The organism is Pseudomonas sp. QS1027 (genome assembly GCF_002814235.1).
GTDB lineage: Bacteria > Pseudomonadota > Gammaproteobacteria > Pseudomonadales > Pseudomonadaceae > Aquipseudomonas.
In genome coordinates this window covers 159,028-178,066 of sequence record NZ_PHSU01000016.1, presented here as the reverse complement: position 1 = coordinate 178,066, position 19,039 = coordinate 159,028, and the positions used below count along the sequence as shown (strand labels likewise).

General features: G+C 60.6%; 17 protein-coding genes and 1 pseudogene. 14 read left to right on the top strand and 4 right to left on the bottom strand.

From position 1 onward, the window contains the following. Positions 1–206: 206 nt before the first annotated feature. Both CWE01_RS16360 and CWE01_RS16355 read right to left on the bottom strand, forming a co-directional pair. On the bottom strand, positions 207–893 hold the full coding sequence (locus CWE01_RS16360) for a response regulator transcription factor (RefSeq protein ID WP_100941570.1): 687 nt from the start codon (positions 891–893) through the stop codon (positions 207–209). After that, entirely contained in the window at positions 868–4,245 is a 3,378-nt protein-coding gene (locus CWE01_RS16355; protein WP_100941569.1) for an ATP-binding protein, read from the bottom strand. Before CWE01_RS16355 ends, CWE01_RS16360 begins: the two co-directional genes overlap by 26 nt. Positions 4,246–4,557: 312 nt before the next feature. Between CWE01_RS16355 and urtA the strand changes: the two genes are divergently transcribed. The 9 genes from urtA to CWE01_RS16305 all read left to right on the top strand — a co-directional run bounded on the left by urtA (position 4,558) and on the right by CWE01_RS16305 (position 13,395). Continuing rightward, entirely contained in the window at positions 4,558–5,802 is a 1,245-nt protein-coding gene (gene urtA, locus CWE01_RS16350; RefSeq protein ID WP_100941568.1) for an urea ABC transporter substrate-binding protein, read from the top strand. A 92-nt stretch (positions 5,803–5,894) separates the two neighbouring features. Further along, complete coding sequence (urtB, locus tag CWE01_RS16345) at positions 5,895–6,812, top strand: urea ABC transporter permease subunit UrtB (protein WP_164886255.1); 918 nt, start codon at positions 5,895–5,897, stop codon at positions 6,810–6,812. A gap of 10 nt (positions 6,813–6,822) precedes the next feature. Then, entirely contained in the window at positions 6,823–8,010 is a 1,188-nt protein-coding gene (urtC, locus tag CWE01_RS16340) for an urea ABC transporter permease subunit UrtC (RefSeq protein ID WP_100941567.1), read from the top strand. Then, positions 8,007–8,765, top strand: coding sequence for an urea ABC transporter ATP-binding protein UrtD (urtD, locus tag CWE01_RS16335; RefSeq protein WP_100941566.1), 759 nt, complete (start codon positions 8,007–8,009; stop codon positions 8,763–8,765). The genes urtC and urtD overlap by 4 nt, the downstream gene beginning before the upstream one ends. 10 nt (positions 8,766–8,775) lie before the next feature. Then, positions 8,776–9,465, top strand: a complete 690-nt coding sequence (gene urtE, locus CWE01_RS16330; protein WP_100941565.1) for an urea ABC transporter ATP-binding subunit UrtE — start codon at positions 8,776–8,778, stop codon at positions 9,463–9,465. Between the two features lie 253 nt (positions 9,466–9,718). Then, positions 9,719–10,948, top strand: coding sequence for a formamidase (gene fmdA / locus CWE01_RS16320; protein ID WP_100941563.1), 1,230 nt, complete (start codon positions 9,719–9,721; stop codon positions 10,946–10,948). 26 nt (positions 10,949–10,974) lie between these two features. After that, positions 10,975–11,319 carry a zinc ribbon domain-containing protein gene (locus CWE01_RS16315; RefSeq protein ID WP_100941562.1) on the top strand — a complete coding sequence of 115 codons (345 nt, stop codon included), beginning with the start codon at positions 10,975–10,977 and terminating at the stop codon, positions 11,317–11,319. 15 nt (positions 11,320–11,334) lie between these two features. Then, entirely contained in the window at positions 11,335–12,378 is a 1,044-nt protein-coding gene (locus CWE01_RS16310; protein WP_100941561.1) for an aliphatic amidase, read from the top strand. 3 nt (positions 12,379–12,381) lie between these two features. After that, complete coding sequence (locus tag CWE01_RS16305) at positions 12,382–13,395, top strand: AAA family ATPase (protein ID WP_256579367.1); 1,014 nt, start codon at positions 12,382–12,384, stop codon at positions 13,393–13,395. Here CWE01_RS16305 and CWE01_RS16300 read toward each other — a convergent pair. Beyond that, a complete protein-coding gene (locus CWE01_RS16300; protein ID WP_100941560.1) occupies positions 13,392–14,546 on the bottom strand; it encodes a GGDEF domain-containing protein in 1,155 nt (384 codons plus the stop codon). The two genes, CWE01_RS16305 and CWE01_RS16300, sit on opposite strands and share 4 nt — an antisense overlap. Before the next feature lie 343 nt (positions 14,547–14,889). Here CWE01_RS16300 and CWE01_RS16295 point away from each other — a divergent pair, with 343 nt between their 5' ends. The 5 genes and pseudogenes from CWE01_RS16295 to CWE01_RS16275 all read left to right on the top strand — a co-directional run bounded on the left by CWE01_RS16295 (position 14,890) and on the right by CWE01_RS16275 (position 17,916). Continuing rightward, positions 14,890–15,504, top strand: coding sequence for a hypothetical protein (locus CWE01_RS16295; protein ID WP_157815227.1), 615 nt, complete (start codon positions 14,890–14,892; stop codon positions 15,502–15,504). Further along, entirely contained in the window at positions 15,398–16,345 is a 948-nt protein-coding gene (locus CWE01_RS16290) for a DUF6883 domain-containing protein (RefSeq protein ID WP_177410484.1), read from the top strand. Before CWE01_RS16295 ends, CWE01_RS16290 begins: the two co-directional genes overlap by 107 nt. A gap of 10 nt (positions 16,346–16,355) precedes the next feature. Beyond that, the gene (locus CWE01_RS16285) at positions 16,356–16,556 is read left to right on the top strand and encodes a DUF4926 domain-containing protein (protein ID WP_100941583.1); all 201 of its coding nucleotides are present in this window, start codon (positions 16,356–16,358) and stop codon (positions 16,554–16,556) included. A gap of 177 nt (positions 16,557–16,733) precedes the next feature. After that, on the top strand, positions 16,734–17,186 hold the full coding sequence (locus tag CWE01_RS16280; RefSeq protein WP_100941557.1) for a hypothetical protein: 453 nt from the start codon (positions 16,734–16,736) through the stop codon (positions 17,184–17,186). 174 nt (positions 17,187–17,360) lie between these two features. Beyond that, positions 17,361–17,916: pseudogene (locus CWE01_RS16275) on the top strand (DUF1016 N-terminal domain-containing protein). A 339-nt stretch (positions 17,917–18,255) separates the two neighbouring features. Here CWE01_RS16275 and CWE01_RS16265 read toward each other — a convergent pair. Then, positions 18,256–19,014, bottom strand: coding sequence for a helix-turn-helix transcriptional regulator (locus CWE01_RS16265; RefSeq protein WP_177410483.1), 759 nt, complete (start codon positions 19,012–19,014; stop codon positions 18,256–18,258). Between the last annotated feature and the right edge of the window lie 25 nt (positions 19,015–19,039).

Genomic DNA, 19,039 nt, shown 5'->3' with positions numbered 1-19,039 from the left:
CAATAAAAAACGCCTCATTCCAAGGGGGCGCTGTGCGCCAATCTATCCCGGGCGACTAAACCCGATCACTGAATAGACAGTGACGAATTGAAGACTAGTCATCGAAATTAGCAGGCGCAAGCGGTCAGGATTTTCTAGGAAACTTCACTCAAAGGAAAGCGAGTTGTCTTGCTGGCCTTGGCAAATCACTGCGCAAAGCGCCGCCTTTACATCCGCCGATGCTCAGTCATCGCCGACAGCACCACCGAAGTCGCCGCCGTCCGAGTCTCCACCCCCAGCTTGATATACACATGCTCCAGATGCTTGTTCACCGTACGCGGGCTCAAGTCCAGAATGGTGCCGATATCTCGATTGGTCTTCCCACAGGCCACCCAACGCAGCACCTCCACCTCACGCCCCGTCAGCTGAAAGCGCGCCGACAACACCTGGCTGGCCGGTCCATCGTTCAAACTCAAGGCCGCTACTGGCTGCGACGCCGCCCGTGCCGAATGCAAAATACGTGAAGTCCGCAAATGCGCCGCAACCCGCGCCAGCACCTCATCAATCTGAATAGGCTTGGTCACATAATCACTGCCACCGACCTCAAACCCCTGAACCACATGCCGACTCTCCGTCAGCGCAGTCATGAACAGCACTGGAATATCAGCACTCTCCGGCTGCGCCTTGATCCGCCGACAGGTCTCAAACCCATCCAGCCCCGGCATCATCGCATCCAGCAGGATCAGGTCCGGGCGTCGGCGCTCGATCCGGTTCAACGCACTCAACCCATCCAGCGCCACCAGCACCATATAACCGGCATCGTTAAGCGCATCGGAGAGCAGCGCGAGGTTATCCGGCGTGTCATCCACAATCAGCACGACACCGGGTTCAGCGACTGTGGTCAGTGCATTCATCTTCTGCCTCCTTGAGGGTGCGGTTGATTTCGTCCAGGCGAAAGTTCTTCAGCAGTTTGCGGATCGAACCGATAAACGCCGCCGTGTCGGGTGCCTCGGCCTGGATACTGTCGAGCTTTTCCTGCAGGCCACGGACATAGCCGATGGCGCTGAGTTCGCCGAGGGCGACAAGGTCAGGGTGTGAGGGTAAGACCCAAGGTTCGGGGAGTGCCGCAGGTGTCGGCTTTTCACGCCGCACCCAATGCAGATCAAGTTGCTTCTGAATCCGCTCCAGCAACTCCGGCGTGCGTACCGGTTTGGCCAGATAGTCATTGCAGGCACTCGCCAGGTTGCGTTCATCGCTGAAGGCATTGGCCGAGATCACGATGATCGGCACCGTGGACAGCGCGTTGCGGCGGATCAGGCGGCTGGTTTCCCAGCCATCCATGGTCGGCATCGACAGGTCCATCAGGATCAGGTCCGGCCCCAGCAGCGCCACCTGACGAATCGCTTCCTGGCCGTTGCTGGCCTGCACCACTTCGAAGCCCAACGGTGTGAGCATGCCGTTGAGCACCTTGCGATGGTCGACATGATCGTCCACCACCAGCACCCGGCGTCGTGGCCCCTGGTAGCCGATGATGTCGTGCTCGACATGGACCACGGCTTGGGGCGCGCGTACCTGGGAGAGAAACAGCCGCACCTGGAAGCAGGTGCCCTTGTCCTGCTGGCTTCGGACCTGCAACTCGCCGCCCATCAGCGAGGTGAGCATGCGGGTGATGGTCAGGCCCAGGCCGACTCCCTTGTCCTGGCGCATCAGGTCGCCGCGCTCGAAGGGCTGGAAGATCCGCTCGATATGCTCGGGGTCGATACCGATACCAGTGTCGATGATCTCGAAGTTCGCGGTTTCGCGCATGTAACTGACCCGCAGGCAAACCTCGCCGCTGTCGGTGAAATTCACCGCATTGCCCAGCAGGTTGATCAGGATCTGCCGCACACGTTTTTCATCGCCGCGCACCACCGCCGGCATCTTGCCGATCAGTTCCAGGCGAAAGCGCAGACCTTTCTCCTGGGCCTGTGGGGTGAACATCAATTCCAGGTCGTGGATCAGTTCCGGGAAGGGGATTTCCGTCAGTTCCAGGCGCAGCTTGCCGGCCTCGATCTTGGCCACATCGAGCAGGCCGTCGATCAGCGACAGCAGGTGCGAACCACTGCGTAGGATGGTTGCCAGGGCATCCTGGTGCTGTTCCGGCATGGCCGCGTCGCGCTGCAGGTTCTGGGTAAAACCGAGGATGCTGTTGAGCGGCGTGCGCAGTTCATGGGACAGCCCGGTGATATAGCGACTCTTGGCCGCGTTGGCCGCCTCGGAGGCTTCCTTGGCATCCTGCAGGGCCTGGTCGGTGACTCGGTGGGCGGCGATTTCCTGCATCAGTAATTGGGTCTGGCGAGTCGATTCTTCCTGGGCCACATGGCGGCTTTCCCGGGTCAGGACGATCCACCAGGCGAGGATAGCCGCCAACATCGAGAGGGTCAGGAAGGCCTTGAAAAACGCCTGGTACAAGGTCGCCGAATGAGGCAAACCCTGGGAAGCCTGGCCGTAAATCAGCGCCAGGGCGCCGCTGAGCATCAGGATCAGTACCAGCAGCAGACCGAGGTAATGCATCAATCGGGTGTGCAGGCGCGGCACCATGGTGCTGGGCAATAACCATCGCAACAGCGACTCGAACTGCACGGACAGGCGCCCCTGGGGTTTGCAGCGATCGCCGCAACGCGCATCCAGCGAACAGCACAACGAGCAGATGGGCGTGCTGTAGGCCGGACAGAACGCCATATCCGCGACTTCGAACGGATTACTGCACAGACCACAGGTGACCTGCGTACTCGGTTGCACCGGCCGCAGCAGCAACGGGTCGCTGGTCCGGGCGATGTAATAGCGGCTGCCGGTGGCCCAGGCCAGCAGCGGAACCATGATCAGTGCCGTCCCGAGGGCGACAAAGGGCGGCGCGGCCTGGGCCAGTGCACCGAACAGGCCGAAGTGGGCGAGGATCGACAGCAACGAGGCAATCACCATCGAGCCGACGCCCACCGGGTTGATGTCGTAGAGGTGCGCGCGCTTGAATTCGATGTGCTTCGGCGACAGCCCCAAGGGCTTGTTGATCACCAGATCCGCGACCACAGAGCCGATCCAGGCGGTGGCGATATTGGCGTAGAGCCCGAGCACCTGGTCGATGACATCGAACACCCCCAGCTCCATCAGCATCAGCGCAATCGCCACATTGAACACCAGCCACACCACGCGGCCGGGATGACTGTGGGTGACCCGGGCGAAGAAGTTCGACCAGGCCAGGGAGCCGGCGTAGGCATTGGTCAGGTTGATCTTCATCTGCGAGACGAACACGAACAGCACCATCGCGCCCAGGGCCCACTCCGGCGAGGAGAACACATAACTGAAGGCCACCAGGTACATCTGCGTCGGTTCGGCGGCGCGCTCCATGGGGATTTCGTGTTGCAGGGCGAGAAAGGCCAGGAAGGCCCCGGCGGCCATTTTCAGGGCACCGGGGATGATCCAGCCGGGGCCGGCGCAGAGCAGGGCGGCCCACCAGCGTTTGCGGTTGGCTGAAGTTTTCTCCGGCAGAAAACGCAGGTAGTCGACCTGTTCGCCGATTTGCGTCACCAACGAAAGAGCCACGGTACAGGCCGCGCAAAACTCCAGCAGATTGAAGTCACCGCCGCTGGAGCTGCGGCCCAGGAAACTGGTCCAGTCGCTGAAGGCCTGGGGATTCTTCGCCAGTACGAACAGGTAGGGCAGCACCAGCAGCGCCAGCCACAACGGCTGGGTCCAGAGTTGCAGGCGGCTGATCAGCGTCACCCCGTAGGCCACCAACGGGATCACCAGCACGGAACAGATCACATAGGCGAAGGCCAGCGGGATATGGAAGTACAGCTCCAGGGCCAACGCCATGATCGCCGCTTCCAGGGCGAAAAACAGGAAGGTGAAGCTGGCGTAGATCAGCGAGGTGATGGTCGAGCCGATATAGCCGAAGCCGGCGCCGCGGGTCAGCAGGTCCATGTCGACGCCGTAGCGGGCGGCGTAGTAGCTGATGGGCAGGCCGGTGAAGAAGATCACCAGGCTCACCGCGAGAATCGCCCAGAAGGTGTTGGTGAACCCATAACTCAGGGCCAGCACTCCGCCGATCGCCTCCAGGGCGAGGAACGACACCGCGCCCAGGGCGGTGTTGGCAATGCGCAGTTCCGACCACTTGCGAAAGGACTTCGGCGTGTAGCGCAGGGCGTAGTCCTCCATGGTCTCGTCGGCGACCCAGCTGTTGTAGTCGCGGCGGATCTTGGCGATGCGCTGGGTGCCGGGTGGTAGCACGGTGAAAGACTCCTGCGGTCAAGGCGCTCCGTGCCTGGCGATGGTGTGGTGAAAAATTGAGCAATTTTCATGCCCCGTGCTGTTTGAGCGCCTTCGCGCCTGCTGGCACGCGTCTCTGTGCAGCGCCAGGCGGGCCGGGCCTCGGGCGCTAGCCTGCGCCACCTTGGTGCGATTTTCCCTACGTCAAATGACGTATGCCTTTACGTCAGGCTGCGTATACCGGCCACCGTCGCTCGCCGCCATGCTGATGCCATCACCGTTGCTGGCCGCCCTCCCAGGCGAACCGCAGCGCCACCGCAGAGGAGTAGCAGCATGGAACCACGATTGATCCGCACCAAAGGTCTGTTGCCGCGCCGTCTGGCGCTGGGAGCGGCGGCCCTGTCGTTACTGGCCGCCAGTGTGTTCAGCCAGGGCGTGATGGCGGACGAGGCCAACACCACCGGCCTGGCCGTGACCCCGACTGAAGTCACCGTCGGCCAGTTGCACTCGGCCACCGGCACCATGGCGATTTCCGAAACCGGTTCGATCCAGGCCGAACGCCTGGCCATCGAGCAGATCAACGCTTCGGGCGGCATCCTCGGTCGGCAGATCAAGGTGATCCAGGAGGACGGCGCCTCCGACTGGCCGACCTTCGCCGAGAAGGCCAAGAAGCTGCTGGTCAACGACAAAGTGGCGACGGTGTTCGGCTGCTGGACCTCGGCCTCGCGCAAGGCCGTGTTGCCGATCTTCGAGAAGGAAAACGGCCTGCTCTACTACCCGACGTTCTATGAAGGGTTGGAGCAGTCGAAGAACGTGATCTACACCGGCCAGGAGGCCACCCAGCAAATCCTCGCCAGCCTCGACTGGATCGCCAAGACCAAGGGTGCCAAGACCTTCTACCTGGTGGGTTCGGACTACATCTGGCCACGCACCTCGATGAAGATCGCCCGCAAGCACATTGAAAACGTGCTGCACGGCACCGTGGTCGGCGAAGACTACTACCCGCTGGGCAACACCCAGTTCGGCTCGCTGATCAACAAGGTCAAGCTGAAGAAACCTGACGTGGTGTTCGCTGCCGTGGTTGGTGGTTCCAACGTGGCGTTCTACAAGCAACTGAATGCGGCGGGCGTCAATTCCTCCAAGCAGACCTTGCTCACCCTGTCGGTGACTGAAGACGAACTGCTGGGCATCGGCGGCGAGAATATGGCCGGTTTCTATGCCTCGATGAAGTACTTCCAGAGCCTGGACAACCCCAACAACAAAGCCTTCGTCGAAGCCTTCAAGGCCAAGTATGGCAAGGACGCGGTGATCGGCGACGTGACCCAGGCGGCCTATCTCGGCCCGTGGTTGTGGAAAGCGGCGGTGGAGAAGGCCGGTAGTTTCGACGTCGACAAAGTGGTCGCGGCCTCGCCAGGCATCGAGCTGAAAACCGCGCCTGAAGGCTACGTGAAAGTGCACGACAACCATCACCTGTGGAGCAAGACCCGCATCGGTGAAGTGCAGCCCAATGGCCAGTTCAAGGTGGTCTACGAGTCGGGTCTGATCGAGCCGAATCCGTTCCCTAAAGGTTACCAATAACGTTCGGGCCCTATCGCCGGCAAGCCGGCTCCTGCAGGAGCTGGTTTGCTGGGGATGCGGTTTTTTTACTTCCACCGCAGGAGACCATCATCATGGAATGGCTATCGGAATTTGGTGCCATCGCGGCCATGCAGGGGTTCAACGGTTTGTCCGTGTTCTGCGTGCTGCTGTTGATGGCACTGGGGCTGGCGATCATCTTCGGGCAAATGGGGGTCATCAATATGGCCCACGGCGAGTTCCTCACCATCGGTGCCTACACCACCTATGTCTGTTCGAGCCTGACCAGCCATTTCGCCCCGGCGTTCCAGCCCTACTATTTTTTCTTCGCCATCGCGTTGTCGTTTCTGATCGCCGGCGCCATCGGCTGGCTGGTGGAGTGGGCGATGATCAGCCGGCTCTACAAGCGGCCGTTGGATACGCTGCTGGCAACCTGGGGCCTGTCCCTGGTGATGCAGCAGACCTTCCGTTCGGTGTTCGGCGCCCGTGAAGTCAGCGCCACGCCACCGGAGTGGCTGATGGGCTCGTTCAACCTCACGGACGCCATCGAGATCCCGCGCAACGGCCTGTTCATGATGGCCCTGACCTTGTTGCTGACGGCGGGCATTTTTGTCCTGCTCTACCGTTCGCGCTGGGGCCTGCATGTGCGCGCCACGGTGCAGAACCGGTTGATGAGCCGGGCCGTGGGTATCAATACCCGCAAGGTCGACCGCATGACCTTTGCCCTGGGTTGCGGTGTCGCCGGGGTGGCTGGCGCGGCCTTCACCACCATCGGTTCCACCGGGCCCACCGCCGGCTCGCAGTACATTGTCGACACCTTCCTGGTGGTGGTCTTCGGCGGTGCGCAAAGCCTGTTCGGCACCATCGCGTCCGCGTTCGTGATTGCCCAGACCCAATCGATCTCGGAGTTTTTCCTCAGCGGTTCGATGGCCAAGGTGCTGACCCTGTCCGGGGTCATCCTGATCCTGATGCTGCGCCCCCAAGGGCTGTTCTCCATCAAAGTGCGCAAGTAGAGGCGAGCCGATGAACGTTCTAGACAAGATGCTGGCAGGCAAGCCGAACCTGCTCGGCGTGGCGCTGTTGGCGCTGCTGATTTTCGTGGTGTTCCCACTGACCCTGGATGCCTTCCGGTTGAACATGGTGGGCAAGTATCTGACCTACGCTTTCGTCGCCGTCGGCCTGGTGTTGTGCTGGGGGTATGGCGGCATTCTCAGTCTCGGGCAGGGCGTGTTTTTCGGTGTCGGCGGCTACTGCATGGCGATGTTTCTCAAGCTGGAAGCCTCCGATCCGGTCAGCACCAAGATCCAGACCACGCCAGGGATTCCGGACTTTATGGACTGGAACCAGATCACCGAACTGCCCTGGCTCTGGGTGCCGTTTCATAGTTTCAGCTTCACGTTGCTGGCGGTGATTGTGGTGCCAGTGTTGCTGGCTTTTATCATCGGCATGGCGCTGTTCAAGCGACGGGTCGGGGATGTGTATTTCTCCATCGTGACCCAGGCTATCGCGCTGATTCTTACGGTGCTGATTGTCGGTCAGCAGGGCTTGAGTGGTGGGGTCAATGGCATCACCGATCTCAAGACGCTGCTCGGCTGGGACCTGCGCACCGACAGCGCCAAGCTGGTGCTGTATTTCATCAATGCGGCGCTGCTGTTCGGCTGCATTTTTATCGGCCGTTTTGTCCTGGCTTCCAAGCTGGGGCGCTTGCTGATGGCGATGCGCGACAAGGAGGAGCGGGTGCGCTTCTCCGGTTATGACGTGGCCACTTTCAAGATATTCGTGTTCTGCATCGCCGCCGGTTTCTCGGCCATTGGCGGCGCGATGTTCGCCTTGCAGGTGGGCTTTATGTCGCCCACCTTCGTCGGCATCGTGCCGTCCATCGAGATGGTGATCTTTACCGCGGTCGGCGGGCGTATGTCGCTGCTCGGCGCGGTGTATGGGGCCTTGCTGGTGAACTACGGCAAGACCTATTTCTCCGAGTCCTTTCCCGAGCTGTGGCTGTACCTGATGGGCGGGCTGTTCATTGCCGTGGTCATGTACTTCCCCAATGGCCTGGCCGGGCTCTGGGACAGTCATGGTCGCCAGGCTCTTGCTCGATTGCTGCGACGTTCTCCTCGCTCACAACCGGTGGCTACGTCCTTGCCGCAGGCCGTGCGTGTCGAACCGAAAGCCCCGGCCCCTGAACGTCCTTCCCTGGAGACACAGCCATGACCGCCATCGGTTTTCAGATGAACAAACCGGTGCTGGCCATCGAGGGACTGACGGTGTCCTTCGACGGTTTCAAGGCGGTGGACAACCTCAACCTGTATATCGACCGCAATGAAGTGCGGGTGGTGATCGGGCCCAATGGCGCGGGCAAGACCACGGTGCTCGACCTGATCTGCGGCAAGACCCGCGCCACCAGCGGCAGCATCCAGTTCGACGGGAAAGAGCTGACCAGGATGCACGAGTACAACATCGTCCGCGCCGGGGTCGGGCGCAAATTCCAGAACCCGTCGATCTACGAAAACCTCACGGTGTTCGAGAACCTGGAAATGTCCTATCCGGCCGGGCGCAAGGTGTTTAGCGCGTTGTTCTTCAAGCGCAGCGCGGCGGTGATTGCGCGGGTGGAAGAGGTGGCCCGGGAGATCTTTCTCGGCGACCTGCTGGAGCAACAGGCCGACCTGCTGTCCCACGGCCAGAAGCAGTGGCTGGAGATCGGCATGCTGCTGATGCAGAACCCCGACCTGCTGATGCTCGACGAACCCGTCGCGGGGATGAGCGTCAACGAGCGGGTGCAGACCGCCGAGTTGCTCAAGCGCATCAGCCTGGGCCGTTCGGTGCTGGTGATCGAGCACGACATGGAGTTCGTCAAGAGCATCGCCCACAAGGTCACCGTGCTGCACCAGGGCAAGGTGCTGGCCGAGGGCAGCATGGAGTCGGTGCAGAGCAACCCGAAAGTCATCGAAGTCTATCTGGGCCATTGAGGAAGCAGGCATGTTCAACATCAACAAACTGTCCTGTGGCTACGGCCAGAGCCAGATTCTCCATGACCTCGACCTGGTTGTGGCCAAGCAGGAAATCGTCGCCGTGATGGGGCGCAACGGCATGGGCAAGACCACGCTGTTCAAGAGCCTGATGGGCATTCTTCCGCAGTGGGGTGGGCAGGTCAGTGTCGATGGGCGTGAGGTCTCCAGCCTTGAGACCCACGAGCGGGTCGAGCACGGCATCGCCTATGTGCCCCAGGGGCGGATGATCTTTCCCAGCATGACGGTGCTGGAAAATATCCAGACCGGCTTGCCGGCTTCGGCCCGGGGCCAGGTGCCGGAAGACCTCTATGCGTTGTTCCCGGTGCTCCACGACATGCGTTCGCGCAAGGGCGGCAACCTCTCGGGCGGACAACAGCAGCAACTGGCGATTGCCCGGGCGCTGGCGACCAATCCCAAGGTGTTGCTGCTGGATGAACCCACCGAAGGCATCCAGCCGTCGATCATCAAGGACATCGCCCGGACCCTGAAGGAAATCCGCACGCTGCGGGATTTGACCATCGTGGTTTCGGAACAGGTGCTGTCCTTCACCCTGGAAATTGCCGACCGCTTTCTGGTGATCGAGAAGGGGCGTTTCGTCATCGAGGAAACCCGCGACAAGGTCGACGAGGCGACGATCAGCCGTTACCTCTCCGTATAGACATCTACCCTCTGTAGGCGCCGTCTTGACCCGGACTCGAACCCCCGGTCAACACGATCCCCTGTAGGAGCCGGCTTGCTGGCGATGAGGCCCTTGAGCCTTGCATCGCCTGTTCGGCCGCTATCGCCAGCAAGCCGGCTCCTACAGATTGCGGTGTTGCGAGGGGCTACGTCATCCGACGTATTGGCCGATTCGCGTCGCCATTCGAGACTGCCAGCAACGCTGCACATCCCTACTGTCCAGGAGCTTTGCCATGACCGATACCTTGATCAAAGTCGACCTCAACCAGCCCGCCACCGAGAACGAGCAGATCCACAACCGCTGGCATCCGGACATTCCGATGGCCTGCTGGGTCAAGCCGGGGGATGACTTCATTCTCGAAACCTACGACTGGACCGCCGGGGCGATCAAGAACAACGACGACGCTTCCGACGTGCGCGATATCGACCTTTCCACCGTGCACTACCTCTCCGGCCCGGTCGGCGTACATGGCGCCGAGCCCGGCGACCTGCTGGTGGTCGACCTGCTGGACATCGGCGCCAAGGCCGAGTCCCAGTGGGGCTTCAACGGTTTCTTCTCGCGGCAGAACGGCGGCGGCTTCCTCACCGACCATTTCCCCAGCGCACAGAAAGCCATCTGGGATTTCAAAGGCATGTTCACCAGTTCGCGGCACATCCCCGGGGTCAACTTCGCCGGCTTGATTCACCCCGGCCTGATCGGTTGCCTGCCGGATCCGCTGATGCTCGCCGACTGGAACCGCCGCGAACAGGAACTGATCGACACCAACCCGACCCGCGTACCGCCCCTGGCCAACGCGCCACTGGCCGCCACCGCACACATGGGCAAACTCAAGGGACAGGCCCGCGATGACGCCGCCGCCACTGGCGCCCGCACCGTGCCGCCGCGCGAGCATGGCGGTAACTGCGATATCAAGGACCTGTCCCGCGGCTCGAAGATCTTCTTCCCGGTCTACGTCAACGGCGCCGGCCTGTCGGTAGGCGATCTGCACTTCAGCCAGGGCGACGGCGAGATCACCTTTTGTGGCGCCATCGAGATGGCCGGCTGGGTACACATGAAGGTCGAGCTGATCAAGGGCGGCATGGCCAAGTACGGGATCAAGAACCCGGTGTTCAAGCCAAGCCCCATTACCCCGAACTACAAGAACTACCTGATCTTCGAAGGCATCTCGGTGGACGAGAGCGGCCAGCAGCACTACCTGGACGTCAACGTCGCCTACCGCCAGGCCTGCCTCAATGCGATCAACTACCTGACCAAGTTCGGCTACTCCCCGGCCCAGGGTTACGCGTTGCTGGGATCGGCGCCGGTGCAGGGCCATATCAGCGGCGTGGTGGATATCCCCAATGCCTGCGCGACCTTGTGGTTGCCGACCGAGATCTTCGACTTCGATATCAACCCCAACGCCAACGGCCCGATCAAGCACCTGGACGGCAGCATCGACCTGCCTATCGCCCACGATCTGTAAGGCTCAACACGCCGGGAGAACGGACCATGCCGACCTACGAATATCAATGCCAGGCCTGCGGCACCTTCACCATGCTGCGACCCATGAACCAACGCCATGAACCTTGCCAGTGCCCCTATTGCGGCGGCGCTGGCGGTGGCTTGCAGCTCTCGGCGCCGGCCTTGAACTGCCTGTCGAGCAGCCAGCGCCAGGCCATCGCCACCAACGAGCGCAGCGCCCATGCACCGCAGACCGTCGCCGAGTACCAGCAGCGGCGTCATCCCAAGGGTTGCGGTTGCTGTGCGCCAAGCAAACCGGTGGTGCCGACCAAGGCCAATCCCCTGGGACTCAAGAGCAAGACCGGGCCACGGCCCTGGATGATCAGTCACTGACAGAGGTTTTTCTCCATGCGCCATGGCGACATTTCCAGCAGCCCGGATACCGTCGGTGTTGCTGTCGTGAACTACAAGATGCCGCGCCTGCACAGCAAGGCCGAGGTCATCGACAATGCCCGCAAGATCGCCGAGGTGATCAAGGGCATGAAGCAGGGGCTGCCCGGGATGGATCTGGTGGTGTTCCCCGAGTACAGCACCATGGGCATCCTCTATGACCATGACGAGATGATGGCCACCGCCGCGACCATTCCCGGCGAAGAGACCGCGATCTTTTCCGCGGCCTGTCGCGAGGCCAATACCTGGGGCGTGTTTTCCCTGACCGGCGAACGCCACGAGCAACACCCGTACAAGGCGCCCTACAACACCCTGGTGCTGATCGACAATCAGGGGCAGATCGTCCAGCGCTATCGCAAGTGCATTCCCTGGTGTCCTATCGAAGGCTGGTACCCCGGCGACCGCACCTATGTCTGCGACGGCCCCAAGGGCATGAAGATCAGCCTGATCATCTGCGACGACGGCAACTACCCGGAGATCTGGCGCGACTGCGCGATGAAGGGGGCGGAGCTGATCGTCCGCTGCCAGGGCTATATGTACCCGGCCAAGGAGCAGCAGGTGCAGATGTCCAAGAGCATGGCCTGGGCCAATAACTGCTATGTCGCGGTGGCCAACGCCGCGGGTTTCGACGGGGTGTATTCGTACTTCGGGCACTCGGCGATCATCGGTTTCGACGGCCGGACCCTGGGCGAGTGTGGCGAGGAGGAAATGGGCATCCAGTACGCCCAACTGTCGATCTCGCAGATCCGTGATGCGCGGGCCAACGACCAGTCGCAGAACCATCTGTTCAAGCTGCTGCACCGTGGCTACACCGGCATCTACGATTCCGGCGATGGTGACAAGGGTATCGCCGACTGCCCGTTCGAGTTCTACCGCACCTGGGTCCTGGATGCGGAGAAGGCCCGGGAGAATGTAGAGAACATCACCCGGCGCACGGTGGGCGTGGCGGACTGCCCGGTGGGGCAATTGCCCCACGGCGGTAAAGAAAAGACCGCGGGCTGAAACATGTCATCGATCCAGCAGGTCCCCGCGCCGGGGCCGCCCGAGGTGCGCCCGCTGACCTCGCGGTTCGTCTTCGAACCGCAGCAGGTGATGGCGCTGCTGCACAAGCGCATCGTCGGCCAGGACGCGGCGCTGGCGGCGGTGGAGGCGCAGCTCAAGGTGCTCAAGGCGGACATCGGCGACCGCGAGCGGCCGCTTGGGGTCAACCTGTTCATGGGCCCGACCGGCGTCGGCAAGACCGAGATCGTCCGTCTGCTGGCCCAGGCCATTCATGGTCGTAGCGATGCGATGTGCCGCATCGATATGCAGACCCTGGCCCAGGAGCATTACGCAGCGGCGCTGACCGGGGCGCCGCCGGGTTATGTGGGCAGCAAGGAAGGCGTCAGCCTGTTCGACAGTGAGTTGATCGAGGGCACTTACAGTCGTCCGGGCATCGTCCTGTTTGATGAGCTGGAAAAGGCCAGCGACGAGGTGTTGCGCAGCCTGTTGGGGATTCTGGAAAGTGGCAGGCTGACCCTGGCGGGCGGCAGCCGTACTTTGGATTTTCGTAACAGCCTGATCTTCATGACCAGCAACATCGGGGCGCGCCAGGCCAACGCTCGACGGCAGCGTTTGAGTGGGGGCTGGAGACGTTTGCTGGGCTGGTTCGCCGAGGCTGAATCACGGCTGCTGGAGCGGGCGTTGCACAGCCGTTTCGAGCCGGAATTCCTCAACCGGATCGATCGTATCCTGGTGTTCGAACGCATCGAGGGTCGCTGGCTCGACGCACTGTTGGATATCGAACTGAGCAAACTCAATCAGCGCCTGGGGCCGCATCGCCAACTGTGGGTGGACGAGTCGGCCCGTGCCTGGTTGGGACGCGATCACGATCCGCGCTTCGGTGCCCGCGACCTGGTGCGCAGGGTGCGGGTCGAGCTGGAACCGGCGATTGCCGATTGCCTGCTGGCCTGGGCCGACGCCGGGCAGATGACGGCGACAGTGCAGGGGCAGCGATTGGTGGTGTTGCCGCAGGGCTAGCTTTCAGCAATCTCTACTCGATTGCGGCCTTTCCCCTTGGCCGCGTAAAGCGCCTCATCCGCCACCGACAGCAACCGCGAGAGTTCGTACCCGGATTCCCCTGTGGTGACCAGCCCGATACTCACGCTGAGAAATCCGGGTTCCAGTAGCGTCAGCCCGGCAAACCCGGCGCGAATCCGCTCCGCCACTTCAAGCGCGCTGGTTTCGTCGCTATTACCCAGCACGCAGGCAAACTCCTCCCCACCAATACGCCCGAAGACATCCGCCGGGCGCAGGATGTGCGTCGTCACCCGGCTGAAGGCGATCAACGCCTGGTCGCCCACGGCATGGCCGAAGGTGTCGTTCAGGCGCTTGAAGTGGTCCAGGTCGCAGAGCAGCAGTGCCGCTGTCGTGCCTTGACGCCCACAGTCGGCCAGCAGCTTTTCGCCTTTGTGCATGAATGACCGCCGGTTGCCGACGCCGGTCAGGGGGTCGCTGTAGGCCGCGGCCTTGAGCTGGCGTTCGGCGCGCTCCTTGACCATGGTCAGGGTCACGTAGCCGATCCCGACCACATAAAGCATGGATTCGAACAGCATGAAGGAGAAAAACGGCACGCCTTCGCCACTGCCCACAAGCGCCTGGTCCAGGCCCATGCCAGCATCGACAAAGATCCTCACGCAGTAGAACAGGGTGTTCAGCGCCGTCAGGGTCAGGGCGGGCAGGTAGGAGGCTTCGAGGCTGTGGCGACTGCGCCAGAACTCCAGCAGGGTCAGCCCACCGTAGCAGGCCGCGAGAGCCGAGTAGGCGGCCACCCGCAATGTCAGCGACTCCAGGAAGTCTGGCAGCGGGCACAGCGCCAGCCAGACCAGTGCGCCTGCGAGCATGCCCGGAACCGAGGGCGCGCGTCCGGCAAACACCCGCATGGCGGTCCAGTTCATCGCCGCGCTCAGCAACAGGACCACGTTGCCGATTATCAGCGGCACAAAGTCGACGCCCAGGCCGCGCAAGCTCACCAGCAGGACGCCGAGGGACGCCAGCAACATCATGCTGCCCAGGTAGGCGAGGCAGCGTTCGCGGGTTTCACGCATCCAGGCGTGCAGGCTCAGCAACCCCATCAGGCAGAAGATGAAGACCGAGACCAGCAGCAGGGTGGGGATGTGCAGGAGCGTCATGTTCGGGCAAGCCTGTTCAGCCAGCCACCGGAAATAGCCCGGGGCGGCGGCGGTGGGTGCCAGGGAACACCGCGAGGTGGAGAGCAGGACTTGGCACGTTAGTGAGCTGCTTGGGCAATCACTCGGCGGGATTGTAGCGGTATCTCGGTGGGGCTGCCTGCTTGTTGAGTGGGTCTTAAGGTTGGATTCCTACAGTTGGCGTTGAGTTGTCTGGCACGCAATGCGGTCACTTCCTTTTGGCCCCGACCGTAAGCTTCGACGACTGGGCCGGATAGCTGATTTTCTGTTTTTGTCGGTCCCTCTCAAGGAGTGAACGACCGTTGAAACAGGGATCTCGTTAACCGTGGGCCATTACGATTCCAGGGGCAATTATTCGCCCACGCCCGGCCCGTGTATTCCTTTGCCGTCGCGTAATACTGAGCGTCGCGCGCCGCCCCCAGAGCCTTATAACGGCGACTTCTACAGCCAGGCAAAGCGGACCATTGAGCGCCAGATTCCGACCAGCACCTGCCATATCGGTTTGAAGTTCATCTGGGATAACGGCGAAGGCTCGGGGTGTGATTTGCCTTGCGTGCTGACCCCGGCCGGCGGCGAGCCCATTCGGACACGGTTGGATGAGTACAGCCGGTTTGTCGGCAGCATTCCCGATGGGGCTTATCAGGCGCAGATGCTGGCGGAGGTCGACACCGAAGGGATGGTGATCCGCAGCCGTGCCGAGGTGCAGGCCGCGTTGGAGGCGATTCTCGAGGCAGAACGTGCCGAAGCGGCGGCGTTGGCGGCCATTCAGGATGAGCACAGTTTTGCCGCCAACGCGTTTTATACCCATTTAGCGATAGGCAAGGGCGCGCTTTATGGCGCTTGGCGCTTGGGGGTTGGTCGAGAGCGTCAAGGAATATGGCGATCTGATCAATCCCTTCGTTACCTTTTCCAATTTTGTGGTGGCGGCTTGGAACGCTGATGCCTCCAATGGCGGCAGTTGGATCGCCTCCTTTCGCAACGGCTTTTCCCAGGAGCAGCATCGCGAACTGGTAGAGGCCCTGGGCTTCGACCCAAGCAAGATCACCCGTGAACAATTGGCCGAAAGCTACGAAACGGCGTGCTTCGTGATGGAGGACGGGCCGAGCCGGGACCTGCTGGCGCGATTTGCCGTCGACTATGTAAAAGCCCAGAACCGCGAAGAGATCGCCGAGTTCAGCGGCGCGGTGGTCTTCGAGATTGTGCTGATCGGGCTCTTGGTCATGCACAGCGGTGGTGCCGGTTTAGCGGCGAAAGGCGCGGCGTCGGTGCGCAACCTGGCATTGACGCAACGTCTGGGCACTGGACTGAAACGGCTCGGCCAAGGCCTCAAGAACGCTAGAATCAAAAAGGCGGGAAGGGCCGAAGGGAAGGGGGCTGGGGCGCAGGTTGTTGAGCTTGAGCGCCCAAAGGCGCTCAAGCCTAAAGTTGGCGTAGCGCCAATAAGCGCGGGTGTTCTACGAGGTGCTAGCCGAGCAATTATTGATAAAAGAAAACTGACAAGCTATGCATTGAATCCAGTTCATCCGACGGGTGGTAATAAAGCTCGTGTATTTGAGTCGGCTCTCGGCTTCACAGTGGAGCATGCAGACGATTTACTGAAACAGCTAAAGAAAGGTGTTTTGATGCAGGAGTCAATTGTTGGCAAGGTTGATAGTCATGGCTCTCGTTTTACAGTGGATATTTCAGTTGTTGGTCCAAAAAGAAATGGAGTTGTTCGCACTGGGTGGATTTATGTAGATGGGGCGGATGCTCCGACATTAACTACTCTTTTTGTACGGTGAGGTCGAGTTCGTGCTGAAGTTATTGGATGTTGTTAAGCTTCTTGTGGATTATCCAGAGCATGGTTTGCTCAGAGGGGCAGTAGGGACCGTGATTTATGAGTTTCCAGCGTCGGAGTTAGTGTATGAAATTGAGTTTTCAAATGATAAAGGGGAAACCATTGTTCAGATTGCGTTGCGTTCTGAAGACGTTGCCCTGTACTTAGAACCCTGATTGAGTGGCGGACTGGTAGGGTGCCAAACAAGTCATTCGATTTGCGGAGCCTTAGGGCGGTGTTGATGCCCTTGTAAAGTATCTTCTACCTATCGCTGTAGGGTGTAAATATACGAGTGAGAAACTCTTGTGGGGTCTAAAGGGGTCTTTAAAGTTAAAGTTGGAGATGGCTCTTGGGTGAATGATGATCAAGGTTGTGCTCAAGGCTATTCGGGTTTTCTGGCGGACAATGGAGGGCGAAGCCTCTCGAAATTCGAATATCTTTATATGGTGATGAAGACGAACACCATAAGTAGTGATTTTTATTTGTTTTTTACCAAGCTGTTTCATCCGACTATTGCTGTAAAAGGGGAGAGCTATTTTATAGAGGAAAACTTTGATAGTGATCGCTATCAAGAGTGCATTGCTCAGGGGCAGGCAAGCTCAGAAATCGCCGGCTGGCTGAATTTAGTGGAAATTACTGCTTTCTTCGAGGACATGTCCTATGAGGAGGCTGGCGCATTGGCAAGCGTTGTCAGTGATTGTTGGAATGCCACGCTGGTTCGGGAATTTCCCGAGTCGGGGTTTATTTCAAAAGTTCTATTCGAGGAGGAGTTGGGTGAGGTTTATGTCACTTTGTGTAAGGCCTGAATCTGGAGTCATGAAGAGGACGGTAAACGCAGAGAAGTCTGAATCGAAAAAACACGAGAAAAAGACATTGGCGATACTCCTGTTAGCCTGAGCACGCCACCTGAAGGTTACAGCGACTGACTGGTCGACCTCAAAGGCTGCATCCACAACGTCTAGCAGCTCGCCGCGCTGACAGTGAACCGTGAGCTGGTTCTGCTCTACTGGCAGATCGGCCACGATATTTTGACCCGTCAGGCAGAGCAGGGCTGGGGTACCAAGGTTATTGAGCGCCTGGCGCAAGATTTACACGCAGTTCTCTCCCGATATGAAGGGTTTTTCACCACGCAATCTCAAATACATGCGCGCGTTTGCCGAGGCGTGGCCGGACGCGGAATTTGTGCAACAGGCTGCTGCACAATTGCCCTGGGGCCACAATCTGGTGCTGCTGGACAAGCTGCCCAGTCCCGGAACCCGCCGCTGGTATGTCGCCAAGGCCATCGAACACAACTGGTCGCGCAACATTCTGGTGATGCAGGTCGAGAGTGGTCTGCTGGAACGCAGTGGCAAGGCGGTCAGTAACTTCAAGAGTCTCCCGCCCAAACCGCATTCCGACCTGGTCCGTGAGTCGCTGAAGGACCCTTACCGTTTCGACTTCCTCGGCCTGACCGTCGATGCGCAGGAGCGTGAAATCGAGCAGATCGAGCGCGAGCTGGCCGGTGATGACGCCTCCATGGAAGAGGGCTCGCAATGACCCGGCGCAATCGAAACCCTCGATCCAGCGAGCTCGCAGCGGCTTTCAGAAAATAAGACAGCTTTCCAACAGGCATTAAAAAGCCGGCTTGTGGCCGGCTTCTCGGGGACGGGTTTGGCTTATTTTTGGTAAGCCTCGCTCGCCTTCAAAATGTACATCCAGAATAAATCTGGTTGTGGGACGCCGCGCAGTTGTCTCGCGCCGCGTCGTGGGCAATCTGGCCTGCTGGAAGCAGGACGCTGCCCAAATGTGCCGCGCAGAATACCGGCATTTACGACAGATTCCCAGCGAAAACCTCACTCCAGAGCTGTCGTTTTCAGACAAGAAGTGTCTTGTCCCCTATTTTGAGGGCACCGGCGGCCGTCGTTTGTTTAACGTCGACCACCAGAACACCCAACCCAGTATCTGGATGTTCTGCTCGTCGATCTGTTCCGCCGTGAACACTTCGTCCGGGTACTCGGCGCTGTTGTGGCTGCGCAGCCGCAAGGCCCCCGCCGGCAGGCGATAGACATACTTCACCCGCAACATGCCGTCGTGCTCCAGCGCGTAGATCTCGCCATCCACCACCTGGGTCAGGCTGCGATCGACGGCAATGGTGGAGCCGTCCTGGATCTTTTCCGCCATGCCAGTGCCGGTCATGGGCGCGCAAATCGCCTGGTCCGGCTCGACGCCCATGGCCTGCAGGATGCGATAGGGCAGGCGTACCTTGCGCCCGGGGATGATCGCAACCTGGGTCAGGCTCGATCCTGGGGCCGTCGGCGTCTCCTTGTACAGCGGCACCTGCACATCGTTGCGCTCGGTCGCTGCCAGATCGTCACGGGACGAGTAGGGCTCCCTGTCATGGAGCGTCATCCCTTCGTGTTCACCTTGCGCCTCGTTGGCCGAACCGCCGGGGTGCTTGGGGCCGTCGCCGGTGCGCAGCCAGCGGCTGTTGACGCACAACAGCTCGGCTATCTCGTCCAGTCGCGCCATGGGAATGCCGCGCTTGAACCAGTTATTGACGTGCTGCGGCGTCACTTGCCGGTTGGCAGCGAAGTCCGAAGCAGATAGGTGGCACTCCCGCAGGAGGGCCCTTAAGCGATCACCTGATGTATTCATGAACACAGAGTTTACTGGCGTGCTA

Coding starts and splice junctions, on each gene's coding strand:
- CWE01_RS16360 (WP_100941570.1), bottom strand. CDS start 893: ATGAATGCACTGACCACAGTCGCTGAACCCGGTGTCGTGCTGATTGTG.
- urtA (WP_100941568.1), top strand. CDS start 4,558: ATGGAACCACGATTGATCCGCACCAAAGGTCTGTTGCCGCGCCGTCTG.
- urtB (WP_164886255.1), top strand. CDS start 5,895: ATGGAATGGCTATCGGAATTTGGTGCCATCGCGGCCATGCAGGGGTTC.
- urtC (WP_100941567.1), top strand. CDS start 6,823: ATGAACGTTCTAGACAAGATGCTGGCAGGCAAGCCGAACCTGCTCGGC.
- urtD (WP_100941566.1), top strand. CDS start 8,007: ATGACCGCCATCGGTTTTCAGATGAACAAACCGGTGCTGGCCATCGAG.
- urtE (WP_100941565.1), top strand. CDS start 8,776: ATGTTCAACATCAACAAACTGTCCTGTGGCTACGGCCAGAGCCAGATT.
- fmdA (WP_100941563.1), top strand. CDS start 9,719: ATGACCGATACCTTGATCAAAGTCGACCTCAACCAGCCCGCCACCGAG.
- CWE01_RS16315 (WP_100941562.1), top strand. CDS start 10,975: ATGCCGACCTACGAATATCAATGCCAGGCCTGCGGCACCTTCACCATG.
- CWE01_RS16310 (WP_100941561.1), top strand. CDS start 11,335: ATGCGCCATGGCGACATTTCCAGCAGCCCGGATACCGTCGGTGTTGCT.
- CWE01_RS16305 (WP_256579367.1), top strand. CDS start 12,382: ATGTCATCGATCCAGCAGGTCCCCGCGCCGGGGCCGCCCGAGGTGCGC.
- CWE01_RS16300 (WP_100941560.1), bottom strand. CDS start 14,546: ATGACGCTCCTGCACATCCCCACCCTGCTGCTGGTCTCGGTCTTCATC.
- CWE01_RS16290 (WP_177410484.1), top strand. CDS start 15,398: ATGGCGCTTGGCGCTTGGGGGTTGGTCGAGAGCGTCAAGGAATATGGC.
- CWE01_RS16265 (WP_177410483.1), bottom strand. CDS start 19,014: ATGAATACATCAGGTGATCGCTTAAGGGCCCTCCTGCGGGAGTGCCAC.